Source organism: Mesorhizobium sp. M0991 (genome assembly GCF_040318915.1).
GTDB lineage: Bacteria > Pseudomonadota > Alphaproteobacteria > Rhizobiales > Rhizobiaceae > Mesorhizobium.
On the sequence record NZ_JAMYNE010000018.1, the window covers coordinates 56,263 to 71,395 of the forward strand.

13 protein-coding genes are annotated in these 15,133 nt (G+C 58.0%); 10 read left to right on the plus strand and 3 right to left on the minus strand.

Going from position 1 to position 15,133, the window contains the following annotated elements; genetic code table 11:
• Positions 1-282: 282 nt before the first annotated feature.
• From NKH70_RS23860 to NKH70_RS23905, 10 genes are all read left to right on the plus strand, one after another.
• Positions 283-2,715 carry a PAS domain-containing protein gene (locus NKH70_RS23860; protein WP_353026193.1) on the plus strand — a complete coding sequence of 811 codons (2,433 nt, stop codon included), beginning with the start codon at positions 283-285 and terminating at the stop codon, positions 2,713-2,715.
• Positions 2,716-3,090: a response regulator gene (locus NKH70_RS23865; RefSeq protein ID WP_352546984.1), complete on the plus strand. Its 375-nt coding sequence runs from the start codon at positions 2,716-2,718 to the stop codon at positions 3,088-3,090. It abuts the gene before it with no gap.
• A gap of 93 nt (positions 3,091-3,183) precedes the next feature.
• Positions 3,184-3,801, plus strand: a complete 618-nt coding sequence (locus NKH70_RS23870; RefSeq protein WP_353016488.1) for a response regulator transcription factor — start codon at positions 3,184-3,186, stop codon at positions 3,799-3,801.
• A gap of 329 nt (positions 3,802-4,130) precedes the next feature.
• Positions 4,131-4,508 carry an IS66-like element accessory protein TnpA gene (tnpA, locus tag NKH70_RS23875; protein WP_353026195.1) on the plus strand — a complete coding sequence of 126 codons (378 nt, stop codon included), beginning with the start codon at positions 4,131-4,133 and terminating at the stop codon, positions 4,506-4,508.
• Between the two features lie 50 nt (positions 4,509-4,558).
• Entirely contained in the window at positions 4,559-4,852 is a 294-nt protein-coding gene (tnpB, locus tag NKH70_RS23880; protein WP_353016492.1) for an IS66 family insertion sequence element accessory protein TnpB, read from the plus strand.
• A gap of 62 nt (positions 4,853-4,914) precedes the next feature.
• Positions 4,915-6,537, plus strand: a complete 1,623-nt coding sequence (gene tnpC, locus NKH70_RS23885) for an IS66 family transposase (RefSeq protein WP_353016493.1) — start codon at positions 4,915-4,917, stop codon at positions 6,535-6,537.
• Positions 6,537-6,833 (plus strand): hypothetical protein, encoded by a 297-nt coding sequence (locus NKH70_RS23890; RefSeq protein ID WP_192257152.1) that lies wholly within the window; start codon positions 6,537-6,539, stop codon positions 6,831-6,833. The genes tnpC and NKH70_RS23890 overlap by 1 nt, the downstream gene beginning before the upstream one ends.
• 90 nt (positions 6,834-6,923) lie before the next feature.
• Positions 6,924-7,883, plus strand: a complete 960-nt coding sequence (locus NKH70_RS23895; RefSeq protein ID WP_353026206.1) for an enoyl-CoA hydratase/isomerase family protein — start codon at positions 6,924-6,926, stop codon at positions 7,881-7,883.
• Between the two features lie 55 nt (positions 7,884-7,938).
• Positions 7,939-9,345 carry a class II fumarate hydratase gene (fumC, locus tag NKH70_RS23900; RefSeq protein ID WP_353016567.1) on the plus strand — a complete coding sequence of 469 codons (1,407 nt, stop codon included), beginning with the start codon at positions 7,939-7,941 and terminating at the stop codon, positions 9,343-9,345.
• A gap of 94 nt (positions 9,346-9,439) precedes the next feature.
• Positions 9,440-10,243, plus strand: a complete 804-nt coding sequence (locus NKH70_RS23905; protein ID WP_353016496.1) for an MIP/aquaporin family protein — start codon at positions 9,440-9,442, stop codon at positions 10,241-10,243.
• Positions 10,244-10,755: 512 nt separating this feature from the next.
• Here the strand turns inward: NKH70_RS23905 and NKH70_RS23910 are convergent.
• From NKH70_RS23910 to NKH70_RS23920, 3 genes are all read right to left on the minus strand, one after another.
• Positions 10,756-12,351: an MFS transporter gene (locus NKH70_RS23910; protein WP_353016498.1), complete on the minus strand. Its 1,596-nt coding sequence runs from the start codon at positions 12,349-12,351 to the stop codon at positions 10,756-10,758.
• Positions 12,348-13,571: an HlyD family secretion protein gene (locus NKH70_RS23915; protein ID WP_353016501.1), complete on the minus strand. Its 1,224-nt coding sequence runs from the start codon at positions 13,569-13,571 to the stop codon at positions 12,348-12,350. Before NKH70_RS23915 ends, NKH70_RS23910 begins: the two co-directional genes overlap by 4 nt.
• A 192-nt stretch (positions 13,572-13,763) precedes the next feature.
• Entirely contained in the window at positions 13,764-14,837 is a 1,074-nt protein-coding gene (locus NKH70_RS23920) for an MBL fold metallo-hydrolase (protein ID WP_353026197.1), read from the minus strand.
• Between the last annotated feature and the right edge of the window lie 296 nt (positions 14,838-15,133).

Below are 15,133 nucleotides of genomic sequence, written 5' to 3' on the forward strand. Positions count from 1 at the left end.
TTGAGTTGGCTTTTTCCCATCGCGCATTTCGATCTCCGTCACCAAAATCAACACCAAGGCATAATAGACGTTCGTGTTGTCCGGGGGCATGGTCTGCCAGAACGTGGACCCGTTCTGTTAGGCGACAACGGCCATGAAGAAAACCGGCGCATCCGCTTCCTTCGCTGGATGTTAACTCGGCTAAGTGGGTCATGCCTGTGTTTTCTTCAACGGCGACGGTGAGGCCTTTGACGTGAGCGCCGCAGATCAGAAGAAGCACTGTGCAAAAGCGAAGAAACCCTCGTGACAAGCCAGCACAATTTCAAACTCATCATCGATACCATTCCTGCGATGGCGTGGTCAGCTCGGCCAGACGGGCCCATTGAGTTTCTAAGCCAGCCCTACCTAGAGTACACCGGGCTCTCCATTGAGCAGGCGAGGGGCTGGGGCTGGACGGCTGCGGTCCATGCTGACGACCTGGATGGGCTGATCACCATATGGCAGACAATCATAGCCTCGGGTAAAGCCGGGGAGACCGATGCGAGATTGCGCCGATTTGATGGAAGTTATCGGTGGTTTCTTATCCGCGCTAACCCGTTGCGGGATGAATCGGGCAACATCGTCAAATGGTATGGGGCGAACACTGACATCGATGAGCGGAAGCGGGCTGAGGACAAGGCGGTCGAAGCTGAGGGCGAGCTACAACGGACTGTCGACGGCATACCGGCGCTGGTTGCGACCTATGGCGCGGATGGCTCGCGAATTTCTATCAACAAGCGGGGGCGCGAGTTCACGGGCCTCTCTGCTGAGGATGTGACGAATGGTAGTTGGAGGGGCGCAATCCACCCAGATGACATCGAACTTGAAGAGAGCATATGGCGCGCATGTGTCACGACAGGAGAACCGTTCGAACATGAGTACCGAGTGCGAGCGGTCGATGGTACGTATCGCTGGCACATCGCCCGTCGCGTGCCGCTCCACGACGAAGCCGGTAGAGTGATCCGCTGGTACGGCATGAGCCATGATATTGAGGGTCGGAAGCAGGCGGAAGCTTTCCTCGCGGGCGAAAAGCAACTGCTGGAGATGATCGCGTCGGGTAGTTTGCTTCGCGATGTTCTAAGCGCGTTGTGCGAATTTATTGAAGGGGCCGCGCCTGATTGCTTATGTGATGTTCATCTGATCAATTGGAGCAGCTCGACATTTGAATATGCTGTGGCTCCTTCTCTACCTTCTGCCTACAGCGACCCGATTGCGGGGATGCCCGTCAGTGGCGAGCTTTTGCCATGTGGCATAGCGGCTTTTCAAAAGATACAGGTGGTAGCGGTGGACATCGAATCCGATCCGCGCTGGTATACCTCGCCTGTTCGGTCCCATGTTCTGCAGCACGGATACAGATCGGTCTGGAGCACGCCGGTTTGTTCCAGGGAAGGGCGGGTGTTGGCCACTTTCTGCATCGTTCAACGAAAGCCAGCGACCCCATCGCCGCACCACCAGAATCTCATTGCGCACGCCACGCAGATCGCCAGCATCGCTATCGAGCGTTCCCTGATCGAAGCAGCGCTTAAGCGGACCGAAACTTTGCTCTCGGAAGCTCAACGTCTGAGTTCAACTGGTGCCTTCTCGTGGCGCGTGGACACAGACGAGATCGCATTTTCCGAGGAACTTTATCGTATCTTTGAATTTGACCCGAATGCCCCTGTGACGCTCGAGCAGATCAGTGGGCGAATCCACGCGGACGACATTCCATCACTGACTGCGCAAATGGCTCGGGTTCGCAGCGGTCAGAGCTATCTGGGTTACGAGATCCGGCTACGGATGTCGGACAACAGGGTCAAGTATCTACGCACTTTCGGCAGGGTCATCCGTCATCAGGATGGCCGGATGGAATGTCTTACGGCAGTTCAGGACGTCACAGAGCGCCGGCAAGCGGAGGAAGCCCTTGGCAAGGCTCGGTCTGAACTCGCACATGTCAGCAGGGTTACGAGCCTCGCAGCGTTGACCGCCTCGATAGCACATGAAGTCAATCAGCCGCTGTCGGGCATTATTACCAACGCCAGTACCTGCCTTCGGATGTTGGCGGCCGATCCGCCAAATGTTGATGGGGCACGCGAGACCGCACATCGCACGATACGCGACGGCAACCTTGCCGCCGATGTGATCGCGCGATTGCGTGCGCTCTTCAGCAAGCAAGCCCCTATGATCGAGCCGGTAGATTTGAACGAGGCTGCACGCGAGGTAATAGCATTGTCGGCGGGTGACCTTCAGAGAAGTCGCGTGGTTCTAACCCCCCAATTCCCTGAGGGGCTTCCGCTCGTCGCCGGCGACCGAGTCCAACTTCAGCAAGTGATTCTGAATCTGCTGCGAAATGCTGCGGATGCGATGAGCGGCATCGAAGATCGGCCCAAGCGGTTGGTGATTAGAACTGAACCCGACGGAGGGGATTCTGTGCGTCTCTCGGTAGAAGATGCAGGTACGGGGTTCGGCGCCGATGGTCCGGAGCGGGTCTTCGAGGCTTTCTACACAACCAAGAATGAAGGCATGGGGATAGGTTTGTCCGTCAGCCGCTCCATTATCGATAACCATTGCGGGCGCCTGTGGGCGGCAGCGAATGATGGCCCGGGGGCTACGTTTACGTTTTCCGTACCCGAGTATTCCAAGTGCCAGTCGTCGGCAGGGGACGTGGCTCTAAGCGCGGGTGTCCGAGGTCGGCGACGCTCAAAGATCAGTGGGGGTTAGATGAAGCTTACGCATGCACTCGTGTCGGTGGTCGATGACGATCAATCCGTACGTGAGTCCCTACCAGATTTGCTGCAGGAGTTCGGCTTTAGCGTGAAGGCATTCTCTTCAGGGAAGGAGTTCCTCGCGTCTGATGCCGTCGATAAGACCAAGTGCCTCATTCTCGATGTTGCCATGCCTGGCATGACGGGACCCGAGCTGCAAGTGGAGCTGGCACGTCGCAGAAAGATGATTCCGATCATCTATATCACCGCGCAAAGGGATAGCACGATCCGCCAGCGTCTCATCGAACAGGGTGCAGTGGAGTGTCTGTTCAAGCCGTTCAGCGATCAGGTTCTTCAGGACGCGCTTAGTTCGGCGCTCCGTGATCCTTGAACCTGGTGGATTGTTAATGCCATCTCAGGAGGATAATTTGCGATGTACTCTTATCTATCGGTTCAACGAGACGGTGCGGCGAGATCGTCATCCATGTCGGACGAAACACCTGTCGTATTCATTGTCGACGACGACGTTTCAGTACGCGAATCGTTGGAACTACTCATCTGCTCTGTGGGCTGGCGACCAGAGACGTTCGCCTCAGCAAAGGCATTCCTCGAGCGGTCACGTTCGCTGGTTGCGAACTGTCTGATCCTCGACGTGAATCTTCCTGATCTGAGTGGGCTCGACCTGCAGAAGCTCATATCTGTCGACCGTACCGACATGCCCATCATCTTCATAACCGGCTATGGCGACGTACCGATGACGGTTAAAGCGATGAAGGCTGGGGCTGTCGAGTTTCTCACCAAACCATTCAACGACGAGGAACTTTTGGGTGCGATTAAGCTGGCACTCGAAAGAAGTAAGACCGCACTTGCTCTGGACTCTGAGTTGCACGCCCTTAGGGATCGTTATGTATCGCTCAGCCGACGCGAGCAAGAGGTTATGACACTGGTCGTCTCTGGTCTCTTGAACAAGCAGGTCGGCTTTGAGCTTGGCATCAGCGAAATCACAGTCAAGGCACATCGTGGCCAGGCTATGCGGAAGATGCAGGCCCGCTCGCTGCCCGAGCTTGTGAACATGGCGTCCCGACTCGGCATCGCCGAGTAGAGGCTTCTCTGCGCGCCCGAACTATCGTTCAATCGCCGTCGCGCGGTGAGAAGCCTCATCAATCCGAAGGTATTGGCGACACCATCGTCCTATCGCCTTAGCGACGATGTTCCTGCACCTATAACCATAGTTTCGAAGTGAACGTGGAATTCTTGGCAGGAGTGCTGGCGAGAAGGTGCTGTGCTTGTGAACATTTTCGAGAGAGATGGCGTTTGGCACTGTTAATTATGGTAACCGCCCGATTGTCACCGCCTGCCTGACATCGTCGTGATGGCCTATGACACGTGTTTAACGACGTCGTTTGCGACGTGTCTTGTGCGAGGTTTGCGATGCGTGTCGAGATTCTTGGTGCTGAACGACGTCGTCGCTGGGGTGATAAGAAGAAACTCGACATCGTCATGTCGGTTGGAATTGAGGGGGCGACGGTGACTGAGGTTGCCGAGCGGCATGATGTGACGCGGCAGCAGATTTACACCTGGCGGCGAGAGCTGAGGAGGAAGGGGCTCCTGTTGCCGTCGGGGGGTCCCATGTTCCTTCCCGTGGACATGCCCGTGGGGCAGAGCGAACCCCGTATGGGCAAAGGCACTGACAGATTGTCAGCGTCGCTGGTTGAGTTGCAACTATGCTGTGGGCGGAACCTGCGCTTTGACAGAGAGATCGATCTTGCCACTCTGACCCGGCTTATCCATGCGGTTGAGGCAGCATGATCGGACCGGGAACTGGGGTTCGGGTGTACCTTGCCTGTGGGTTCACGGACATGCGCAAAGGGATCGAGGGTTTGGCTGCACTGACGCAGGATGTGTTGCGCCAGAAGCCGACGGGAGGCGCGGTCTTCGCCTTTCGGGGAAGGCGTGGCGACCGTTTGAAGCTTCTTTATTTTGATGGCCAGGGGTTCTGTCTTTATTACAAGGTCTTGCAGAAGGGTCGCTTTCCGTGGCCGTCGGCGGCCGGCGGGACGGCCAGGCTGACGTCAGCGCAAATGGCGATGTTATGGGAAGGAATTGACTGGCGACGCCCCAACTGGGGTGCGCCGCCGGCGCGTGTCGGATGATTTATCTCTCTGAATCTAATGGTTTTTATGGCTACTCGCCCTGACTTATGGTAGTCAGGTGCATGTCGAATGTTGCCGAAAATCTTCCAGACGATCCTGCCTTTCTGAAGGCGATGATCGCCGCCTTGCAGGCGGAAAATGCGAAGATGTCGGCGACGTTGCAGGCGCATGACCAGTTGATCCAGGCCTTGCGGCTGCGCATTGCCCGGCTGAAGAAACAGGTCTTCGGCAAGTCTTCGGAAAAGATCGAGCGGGAAATCCAGCAGCTGGAACTGGCCCTGGAGGATCTTTTGATCGCCGCGGCGGAGAGCAATGCCGGGCCAATCAATGAGGCCGACGAGGCAGCGTCTGTCGCGCCCATGACGAACGCGCCCGAAAGGATCACGCGCCGTCGTCCGCGCGTATCGCACAAGGCAGTTCGCGAGCGCAGGGAGCTCGATCCCGGCGCCTGCTGCCCCGCCTGTGGCGGTGAACTGCGTCTTGTGGGCGAAGACACAAGCGAAATCCTCGACCTGATCGCCGCCCAGATGAAGGTCATCGAGATCGCCCGGTTCAAGAAATCCTGTCGCTGCTGCGAAAAGATGGTGCAGTTGCCCGCGCCCAGCCGCCCGATACCAGGCAGCATGGCTGGCGCCGGCCTTCTGGCTTACATCCTGGTCTCGAAGTTCGACGATCACCTGCCATTGTATCGCCTGAACGAAATCTTCGCCCGCATGGGTGCCGACATCCCCGACAGTACGCTGGTCGATTGGTGCGGTCGCGCAATGCAGGTGCTTCAGCCCCTGATCGAGCGGATCGGAACCGTGATCATGGCCAGCGACCTTCTCCATGCTGACGATACCCCGATCCGGGTGCTGGATCGCTCCATGCAGGACAAAGGGCTGGGGAAAGGCGTAAAGAAAGGCAGGATCTGGACATATGTCCGCGATCAACGCCCGTGGGCGGGCGGCGCTCCGCCTGGCGCGGTCTACTACTTTGCTCCGGACTGGAAGGAAGACCACGTCCTCCGCCACCTCAGGCAGACAAGCGGCATTCTCCAAGCTGACGGCTACAAAGGCTATGGCAAGCTTTATGAGCCTGGAGCCGATGGAACATCCCGCTTCCGAGAAGCGGCATGCTGGGCGCATTGGCGACGCGACTTCCATGATATCTGGACCTCGAACAAATCCGAGATCGCACGCGAGGCTCTCGACCGTATCGGTGCGCTTTATGACATCGAGCACGGCATTGCGGGTCAGCCTGCCGATGCCCGCCTTGCCGCACGTCAGAAGCATAGCAAACCAAAGATCGGAGCATTCCGTGTCTGGATCGAAACGCAACTGACCCGCATTCCAGGCAAGAGCGATTTGGCAAAAGCCTTCCGTTATGGCCTGAGCCGCTGGCCATCATTCTGCCTGTTCCTCGAAGACGGCCGCGTCGCCATGGACAACAATGCCGCCGAGCGAGCCCTGCGCCCGATTGGAATCGGAAGAAAAAACTGGCTATTTGCTGGCGCCGACACCGGCGCGGAGACCTTGGCTCGCGCCATGACAATCATCGAGACGGCCAAGATGAACGGCATCGATCCGCAGGCATATCTCGCAGACGTGCTCGACCGCATTCACGATCACAAGATCAATCGCCTCGACGAGCTGCTTCCCTGGAATTGGTCACCTATCACCGCCATCTCCGCCGAGGCTGCCTGATGGCAACGGTGACCCATGTGTTCAGCATCGACTACGTCGCCAAATTGCTCGATGAAGATGCCGAACTCCTTCAGGCGATCGTCAGCAACGATGACAACCTGAGCTACGGCAGCATCATCAGCGTCTACACCGGACAGGACGAGGCAATAACTTCGCTTACCCGCGACGGAATGGAAGAGCTGGAGCAAATGCTTGCCCATGCGCGCCGCACCGCTGACGAATGGAATGACTTCCTCGAAGCCTTCGTCGATGGCCAAGAACTCATCGCTCGCATCAAAGCGAAATCTCCGCGGTAATAACCGGGCGATTACTAATTATGTATCGGTGTTGAAGCTTAATCTCTTGCAAAGCTGTAGGCCTTGGCGATCAATGAGGTAAAAATAGTTATGGACAATTCTAGACTTAAAAAATCAGTGATGCTGTTTTCCATTGTTGCGGCGCTCTACTGCTCTAGTGTGTTCGGGCAGAATTCAAAGCAATCCAGTGATGCTAGCACGCCGCTTGCAGCGACACCGAGTACGAAGACGGCGAAGATCCGCCTGACACGTAAGAGTGAGGCCTACTGGGAAGTCACTTTCAACAATCCGCCGCTCAATATAGTTGGCCCGTCCGAAGTGCGCGAGCTTGCAAAAATTGTTGGCCAGATCGAAGCCGATCCGAGGGTCAAGGTTGTAGTGTTTGACAGCGCGGTGCCAGACTATTTCATCGCTCATTACGACCTTTTGAGTCCCCTTAAGGACTCCAGCGGTATGAAGCCGGGGCCAACGGGCATGCATCCCGTGCCCGACATCATGGTGCGCCTCAGCCGCCTGAGGGCAGTGACGATTGGTTCAATTCGTGGACGGGCGAGTGGCATCGGCAGCGAGCTTGCGCTAGCGGCAGACATGCGCTTTGCAAGTCGGGAGAAGGCGGTCGTGTCGCAGTTTGAAGTTGGCGCCGGCTTCGTCCCCGGGGGCGGCCCTATGGCGCGACTGCCTCGGCTGGTCGGCCGCGGCCGCGCTATGGAGATGTTGATCGGTGCCGAGGGCTTTGATGGCGAACTTGCCGAGCGCTACGGTTATGTGAACCGGGCGCTGCCCGATTCAGAATTGGACGGTTTTGTCGACGCCTTAGCGACGCGCATTGCTTCGTTCGATGGGCAGGCGATTGCCGACACCAAGAACCTGATCAACCAGGCTAGTTTGCCCCCGGACTCCGAAATGCAGCCGGGCTGGGACGCATTCATCACTTCTGTACAACGACCTGCGGCTCAGGCACGTGTGAAGGTCCTTGTCGATGAAGGGCTGCAGCAGCCTGGGGACGTCGAGAAGAACCTGGAGCAATATACCGCCAAGTATCAGGAGTAGTTTGCGAAGCGTGGAATTCGATGGAGCGACTTGAGGCGTTGTGGAAGGACTGATCATGATGCAAATGCGCAAGGAGACCGATAGTCTGGGCGAGGTAGATGTCCCAGTCGATAGGCTCTGGGGAGCCCAGACGCAAAGGTCTCTTGATCATTTTTCCATAGGGAAGGATTTGATCCCACGCGAGATGATCGCGGCTTATGCCGTCCTGAAGAAAGGCGCTGCCAATGCAAACCACACAGGTGGGCGACTCGACGATCAGGTCCATCGACTGATCGTCCAGACATGTGACGAGATCCTTGCCGGGCGACATCAAGACATGTTTCCCCTGCATGTCTGGATGACGGGCAGCGGCACCCAGTTCAATATGAATGTCAATGAAGTGATTTCCAACCGGTGCTGCCAGTTGGTCGGGACGGTCCTTGGCAGTAAGACACCGGTACATCCGAACGACCATGTCAACATGGCGCAGTCGTCGAACGATTCATTCCCTTCCGCGATGTACATCGCTACGTCGATCAATGCCAAACAGCGACTGATGCCGGCGGTCAAGCAGCTCTACGAAGCTCTTCTTTCCAAATCGGAGGAATGGAAGGACATCGTCAAGATCGGCCGCACCCACATGCAGGATGCGACGCCGCTGACCTTGGGCCAGGAATGGTCGGGATATGCCGAAATGCTCGCCGACGATCTGGATCGCCTCGAGGCTTCGCTGGATGGCGTCTATCGCCTCGCCCTTGGCGGTACGGCGGTGGGCACCGGGATCAATTCGGCGCCAGGTTTCGCAGAAGCCGCCGCGGCCGAAATCGCCAGGCTGACCGAGCTTCCCTTTGTAACGGCGCCGAACAAGTTCGCCGTTCAGGGCGCGCACGATGCGCTTGTGCAGTTTTCTGGCACGATGCGCACGCTGGCAATTTCCCTGTACAAGATCGGTAACGACGTCCGCCTCATGTCGTGCGGGCCACGGGCCGGCTTCGCCGAACTCATAATACCGGCGAACGAGCCGGGCTCGTCCATCATGCCCGGCAAGGTGAATCCCACCCAGGCCGAAGCGCTAACCATGGTGGCTGTGCAAGTGATGGCCAATGACGTCGCGGTCGGATTTGGCGGGGCGAGCGGCTATCTCGAGATGAACGTCTATAAGCCCCTGATCATCCACAACATCATCCATTCGATCACGATCATGACGGACAGCTGCACGAATTTCCGCAAGTTCCTGGTCGAGGGCACGCAGCCCAACAAGGAGAAGATCGCCCAATATGTGAGCGAGTCCCTGATGCTCGTGACCGCCCTCTCGCCTGTTGTCGGCTATGACAAGGCTTCGAAGATCGCGCACTATGCGATGGACAACGATGTCACGCTCAAGGCGGCCGCGCTGAAGCTCGGCATTGTTTCCGATGCGGTGTTCGACCGCGTGGTTGACCCGGAGAAAATGGTCAAACCTTTCGTCGCAACCTGCGCCTAGGAGCGCGTCAGTTCGTCCGACGCGGGGATTTGGATCCGCTGCCGGCCTCGGCAGAGGCGGTCATCACTTCAACCCAGGATTTCTAGGAGGACCCATGAGCATCCCCCCTGTCGTGTTCGGCGAGGCGGCACTCGCGTTGCAGATTGGCCAGCCTCGATTCAACGCCAACTGGAAAAGTCCCGAGCATCGATTTCGGCGCCTGCTGTCCGAGTTCATCGGTACGGCAGGATTGACCTTTGTATTGTCGGCCGGCGCGGCCATCCTCGTACTGTACGGCGGAATAAAGGTTGAGCCCATCATCGCTGCATTCATCCTATCGGCGATTTCCGCGCTTTGGCTGGTCGTGGCCATCTATTTCCTCGGCGATATCAGTTCGCACTTCAATCCTGTCATGACATTTGCCTTTGCATTGCGCGGCGACATGGGTTGGCCGATGTGCGCGGCCTATGTCGTTGTGCAGTTACTCGCCGCCGCAGCCGGGTCATTTCTTGCCCGCTCGTTCTTTGGCATCGAAGGCAACCTGGCAGCCACCGTCCCGCAAGCTGGGCAGGCCATGCAGGCGGTTTTCTTCGAGGCCATCCTTACATTCGGCATGGTTTTGATGGTGCTTTCGATGGCAAATGGCCCAAAGCTTAATGGCCAGTTCATCCCCATTGCGGTGGGTGCCTACGTGATGTCGCTCGGGACGTTGGGCGGCCCCTACGAAGGAGGCGCGATGAATCCCGCCCGCGCCTTCGGGCCCGACCTGGCCCGGGGCGATCTGTCCACTTGGTGGGTCTATGTTTTGGGACCGGTGACCGGCACGATTGTTGCCGTTCTGGTTGCCAACGTGCTCCGCGGGCCGGCCAAGGCTCAGGAGGCCCAAGCAGCAATGGGAACGCCGCGGGGTGAGGCTTGAGCACTCGGTGGATTTAACCTTCGCCACCCGTCGACGATAGGATGTCATAACCCGTAGGGGTCTTTGAGCAGATCTGGATCCCTTGACGTCTTCGCTAAGATGAATAGCTCCTTTGCGGACTGGGTGATGTTGGTCGCGGAGCGCGTTCTCGAGCGGGAGCATAACTCGGCAAAAACGGACCTTTTCTGGCCTCGAGGCGCCCTGCCGTTCGTCGTCGCCGGTGGACCGCAATCGGGATTACTCCGACCACGAAACCGGACATTGAATTCGCTTTCGTGGATTTGGCCGATCGGCCGGCAGCCTGGAGCGTGCCGTGAACGGCACCAAGGCGGTCTCACAGGCCACTTCTAAGTGCGAAACCTCCTCGAGGCGTAGGAGCTATTGACCCGACGCTTGGCAGCGATAGCGGCCTAAGCCGTCGCGCTTGAACGGATTCAGGCGACGCGCTTTAGGTTCATGTTTTTATACATGTCGTCATTACAAAACCGCTGCGCGCTTTTGCGCGACATGCATCAGACCCTCGATACACCTACCCGGACTGAGGATCGAAGGCCAAGCAACCTCCTGGAGAGGATAAGGCAAGGCGCCGCGAACAAGAACAACAGCACAATCGCCAAGAAGGCCTCGTTGAAGGAAATGGTGACGGCCTGCCTGTCCACGGCCTGCCGCAGAACCAACAGTGCGCCTTTACCAGCAGCAACACTGTCGAGCCCCCTAGTTCCAAGTTGGCCCGCCACTGCCTTCAGGCGCTCTTCGAGGACAACATCGCCAACATCCAGGTGCGATGCCAGTACCGTCCGATTATAGGCAAGTTGTCGATCGAGATAAGTCTGCAGGAGAGCCGTGCCAGCCAGACCACCAACCTGCTTGCCAAGATCGAAAAGACCGATGCCGAAGGGCAGCGCTTTGGCAGGAAGTCGCATGAACGCAACCAGCGTCAAGCTCACGAACAGGAAACCCAGCCCAAAGCCGCGCAAGAGCAGTGGAAACTCCAAATCCACAGCTCCGCTGTCGCTTGTCGAACCCGACATGAGCCACATTGACGAGGCGAAAAACACGATACCGACAGGAGCCAGAGCAAACGGATTTATTCCGCTTTTTTTTATGCCGATTCCCGCAATCAGCAGCGAACACCCCAACATCGCTCCACTCGGCAGAAGAAGAGTTCCAGCATCCGTCGCGGTGAAGTTTAGGACGTTCAGGGCGAAGGCCGGGATAAGAAAGGCGCTGCCGGACAGGGCAAATCCGGCTACCAGGCTGGCAACAAGAGCGAAGCAATAGTCGGGATTACCCAAAGGCGACGCGGGAAGTATCAGACGATCCGATGCAAATCGGAACTCCCATAGCAGCAGGAGGATGACCGCCAGCAGGCCGGTCAGGGTGAGAAGGATGATGTGCCCGTCGAACCAATTGAACCTGCTGCCTTGCTGCGACACGTAGGTCAAAGAGGCTGCGGCGATTCCAGCCAGCGCGATCTGGATGTAGGGGATGCGGATTCTGTGGCGGACCGTTTGTCCGCGGTCCGCCGCGAGCATGACGAGGGCGACGATGCCCACCGGCACGTTGCTCAGGAATATCCAGTCCCACGACAAGTGGTCGACAAGCCAACCTTGGAGCGCTGGTGTCACTGTCGTTGGGGCCATGACGGAGCCGAGGGCCAAGAGAGCTTGCACAATCGGTTGCTGACGGCTCGGGAAACGAAGGAACAGCAGCGTCTGGCCTGCCACGAGCACGGTCGCGCCGGCAAAACCCTGAACGATGCGGCAGACGTCAATCCAGGCAATATCGACGGAAGAGATCATTGCGGCAGACGCCAACAGAAGCGCGACCGTGCCGGCGCGCAAACAGGACGTAGGCTTTAGCGCTGCAACAAGCAGCGGCGCGACCAAAAAGCCGGTCAGCTTGGCCGCGAGAAATGCGATGTCGAAAGTCGCAAATTCGTCAGTCGTGGCATGTATGTCGCCCAGCATATCCAGGCGCCCAATAGAGAGCGCCGTGCTGGCGATCGAATCCATGACGGCGGTCAGTACAACTCCGGTCAAGACCAATGCGGCGCCGAGTACCTCGGGCTTCGTCAGTAACGGTCGCAGTTCGATCTGACGGCTCATTGTGCCGTACCGGGCCGATTTTCCGCAAGGTCGCCGACCGGGTTCGAAGTGGTGGTCGCGGGATCGGTTTCCCTGCCCACCCGGACGGCAATGCGGGCTGAAAGTCCAGGAACCAGCCGACCAGGCAACGGATTGTGTGTAAGTCTTATCTTGACTGGAACGCGCTGGACGACGCGGATGAAGTTACCCGTCGCATTGTCCGGTGGCAGCACGCTGAAGGCAGCCCCGCTACCCGGGGCGAAGCTGTCGACGACACCATCGATATGAACGTCAGGGTACTCGTCGATGACCACCTGAACAGGCTGTCCAACCTCCATTCGACCAAGCTGGGTCTCCTTGAAATTGGCGACGACCCATATATCCTTGACCGGAACAACGTCCATCGCCGGGGTGCCAGGCGTGACGTAGCGTCCGACGCGAACTTGCCGGTTTCCGATGACGCCGTCGATCGGCGACTGGATGACGGTATTGGCGAGATCCATCCTGGCCAGGCTGACAGATGCTTTCGCCAGAGCCATCGCTGCTTGGGCACCGGCGAGTTGGGCGTCTAACACCCCAAGCTTCAGCCTCTGCGCCAGAGTATTGGCCGCCTCGGCTTTGTCCCCCGCCTCGGCTCTTGCGAACGCGGTCTGCGCATCCTGGAGTTTCTGTTCGCTGGCCGTCCCACTCTTTCGGAGAGCGGTGTAGCGGTCAAGATTGGCTCTCGCCAACAGCAAATCCGCTGAGACCGAGCGCTGCTGTGCCACCGCTTGTTCGATCAAGGCATCTTGCAGTTTCTGCGTTGCTTCAATGTTTGCGATCTCGGCCTGTCGGGTGGACAGAGTGGCAATGGCTTCGTCGAGTTTCGCCCGGTAATCACTGTCGTCGATGCGAAACAGAAAGCTCCCTTTGCTAACGTCGGCGTTGTCGCCAACTGCAACTTCCACCACATAGCCGGAGAGCTTGGGCGCGATACTCGTTATATCGCCGCGGACATAAGCGTTGTCGGTAGTCTCTTCGGAACGACCGTGGAAATACCATTCCCAGGCCCAGGCTGCCGACAGCGACATCGTTACAGTCGCCACCACTAGAATAGCGGTCTTTCGACCCCAGCTTATTGGTGCTTCCGTTGATTTTGGCGAAGCCACCAGGCCGAACACGGGAGACGCCGCCGGTTGCAATTCCTCCTCGCTCCTCAACGCCGATTGCGTGGGTCCTTCAAAGCCTTCAACTCGGAGCATCTCAACGATCCAATCTCCAACATGCGGGGGTAGTCAATCTTGCGAATTGTTTGGCCATGTCTGAGGGTTGCCGGCTAGGCGCAGGGTTGGTCGACTGCTCCCAGAAGACCCTTTGGACCACACTTCGCGCCGCCTCTGAGCGGGACCGTCGCATAACGACGATCCCGTCTGAACTCTCGGGTTACCAGGCTTTCAGTCGATACGAAGGCTCTGCTCCATCGCGTAGCACTGGTCCCAGATGAACACGTCATAACCGGCCAGTCGGGACTGCCACTTGGGCGTGACGGCATTGACGCATTTCACAACGACGCGGTCGATGTAGTTGTCGTAGACGGCCCAGAGGTTGGGCTTGTCCTCGGCTTCCATTTCCTCGCCTGGGGGCGTTGATTTGAGGGCAGCAGCGGCAGCTGTCTTCAGGTCATTCATGAATTCGAGCTGCGTACGTACATCGGAATGAGTGCCCACGCGATTGACATGGCCTCCGACGAGCGTTTCGAACGGCAATGTGTCGATGTACGCCACCTGGTCGAAGTAACCGGGGATGTCCTTGGCAAGCGCAAAGCGACGCCAGGGCATCCAGCCAGGGAAGATCACGTCGACCACCATCAGGACCTTCTGCTCGGGAGCATAGATGAAGATGTTTCCTGGCTCATGGGGGCTGCTGCCGGGATAGCTCAGGTCGAGAACCTGACTGCCGACCTTCAGGGTGTAGTGATCCTTGAACGTGACCGTAGGCACAGGGCGCCTCGGATCCTTGGCCCGTTCGAGCAGCCGTAGGGTCTCTTCTTGGGCGATGATGATTGGATGACCGCCGAGGTCGATTACGCCGCCAATATGATCTACGTGCGCATGGCTGTAGACGACATGTGTGATCGGTCTGTCGGTGACCTCGGCGATAGCCTGGCGTATGTGGGCCGAGTATCCCGGAGGTGCGTCGACCACGACGACACCGGTTTCGTACACCAGGAACATCGACTGGTAGCCGTTGTCGGTGACCATGTAGAGGCCACGGCCCAACTGTTGGCTCCGGTATCCCTTCTTCGGGTCGATGGCCGGGGTTACGTCTTCCTTGGGAATCGGAAGATAGTGGTCAACGCGCGTACCTATCGGCGCCAGCGATGGCATACTCTGGTAAGGGGCGCCAGGCTGTCCTGGCAAGGTCTCGGCGCGGGCGCTCTGGTTAGGCGCCGACCCGAGTCCGATGGTGATCGCGACAGAACCGACCTTCGCCGCTGCCGCCAAAAGATTCGAGCGGAAGAGAAACATAACAAACCTCCTGGTTTGACTGGTGTCTGCAGGGACATTTGTCGATAATTCGAAGATTGGTTATTATCCTTAAGTGTCGCGGATACCATGGTATTAGAATTACCCTGCGGCCCTCGCCACCAGCCACGCCTTCGAGCAATCGCCCTGGTATGGTCTTGAGTGTGTCGGGGCGGGTGCGGCGCGAGAAATCTCACCTCTGTCGCCTCCTTATGGGTGTCTTTCGTATGGCCCAAAATGTGCTCTGGCTTGACGTCAGATGGCTTGGCCTCTTCACCGGCGGGTTAACCTTGGGCCCC

Bases quoted from the DNA above. Each gene is read 5' to 3' on its own strand.
- NKH70_RS23865 (WP_352546984.1), top strand. From the start codon at position 2,716: ATGAAGCTTACGCATGCACTCGTGTCGGTGGTCGATGACGATCAATCC.
- NKH70_RS23870 (WP_353016488.1), top strand. From the start codon at position 3,184: ATGTCGGACGAAACACCTGTCGTATTCATTGTCGACGACGACGTTTCA.
- tnpA (WP_353026195.1), top strand. From the start codon at position 4,131: ATGCGTGTCGAGATTCTTGGTGCTGAACGACGTCGTCGCTGGGGTGAT.
- tnpB (WP_353016492.1), top strand. From the start codon at position 4,559: ATGCGCAAAGGGATCGAGGGTTTGGCTGCACTGACGCAGGATGTGTTG.
- tnpC (WP_353016493.1), top strand. From the start codon at position 4,915: ATGTCGAATGTTGCCGAAAATCTTCCAGACGATCCTGCCTTTCTGAAG.
- NKH70_RS23890 (WP_192257152.1), top strand. From the start codon at position 6,537: ATGGCAACGGTGACCCATGTGTTCAGCATCGACTACGTCGCCAAATTG.
- NKH70_RS23895 (WP_353026206.1), top strand. From the start codon at position 6,924: ATGGACAATTCTAGACTTAAAAAATCAGTGATGCTGTTTTCCATTGTT.
- fumC (WP_353016567.1), top strand. From the start codon at position 7,939: ATGATGCAAATGCGCAAGGAGACCGATAGTCTGGGCGAGGTAGATGTC.
- NKH70_RS23905 (WP_353016496.1), top strand. From the start codon at position 9,440: ATGAGCATCCCCCCTGTCGTGTTCGGCGAGGCGGCACTCGCGTTGCAG.
- NKH70_RS23910 (WP_353016498.1), bottom strand. From the start codon at position 12,351: ATGAGCCGTCAGATCGAACTGCGACCGTTACTGACGAAGCCCGAGGTA.
- NKH70_RS23915 (WP_353016501.1), bottom strand. From the start codon at position 13,571: ATGCTCCGAGTTGAAGGCTTTGAAGGACCCACGCAATCGGCGTTGAGG.
- NKH70_RS23920 (WP_353026197.1), bottom strand. From the start codon at position 14,837: ATGTTTCTCTTCCGCTCGAATCTTTTGGCGGCAGCGGCGAAGGTCGGT.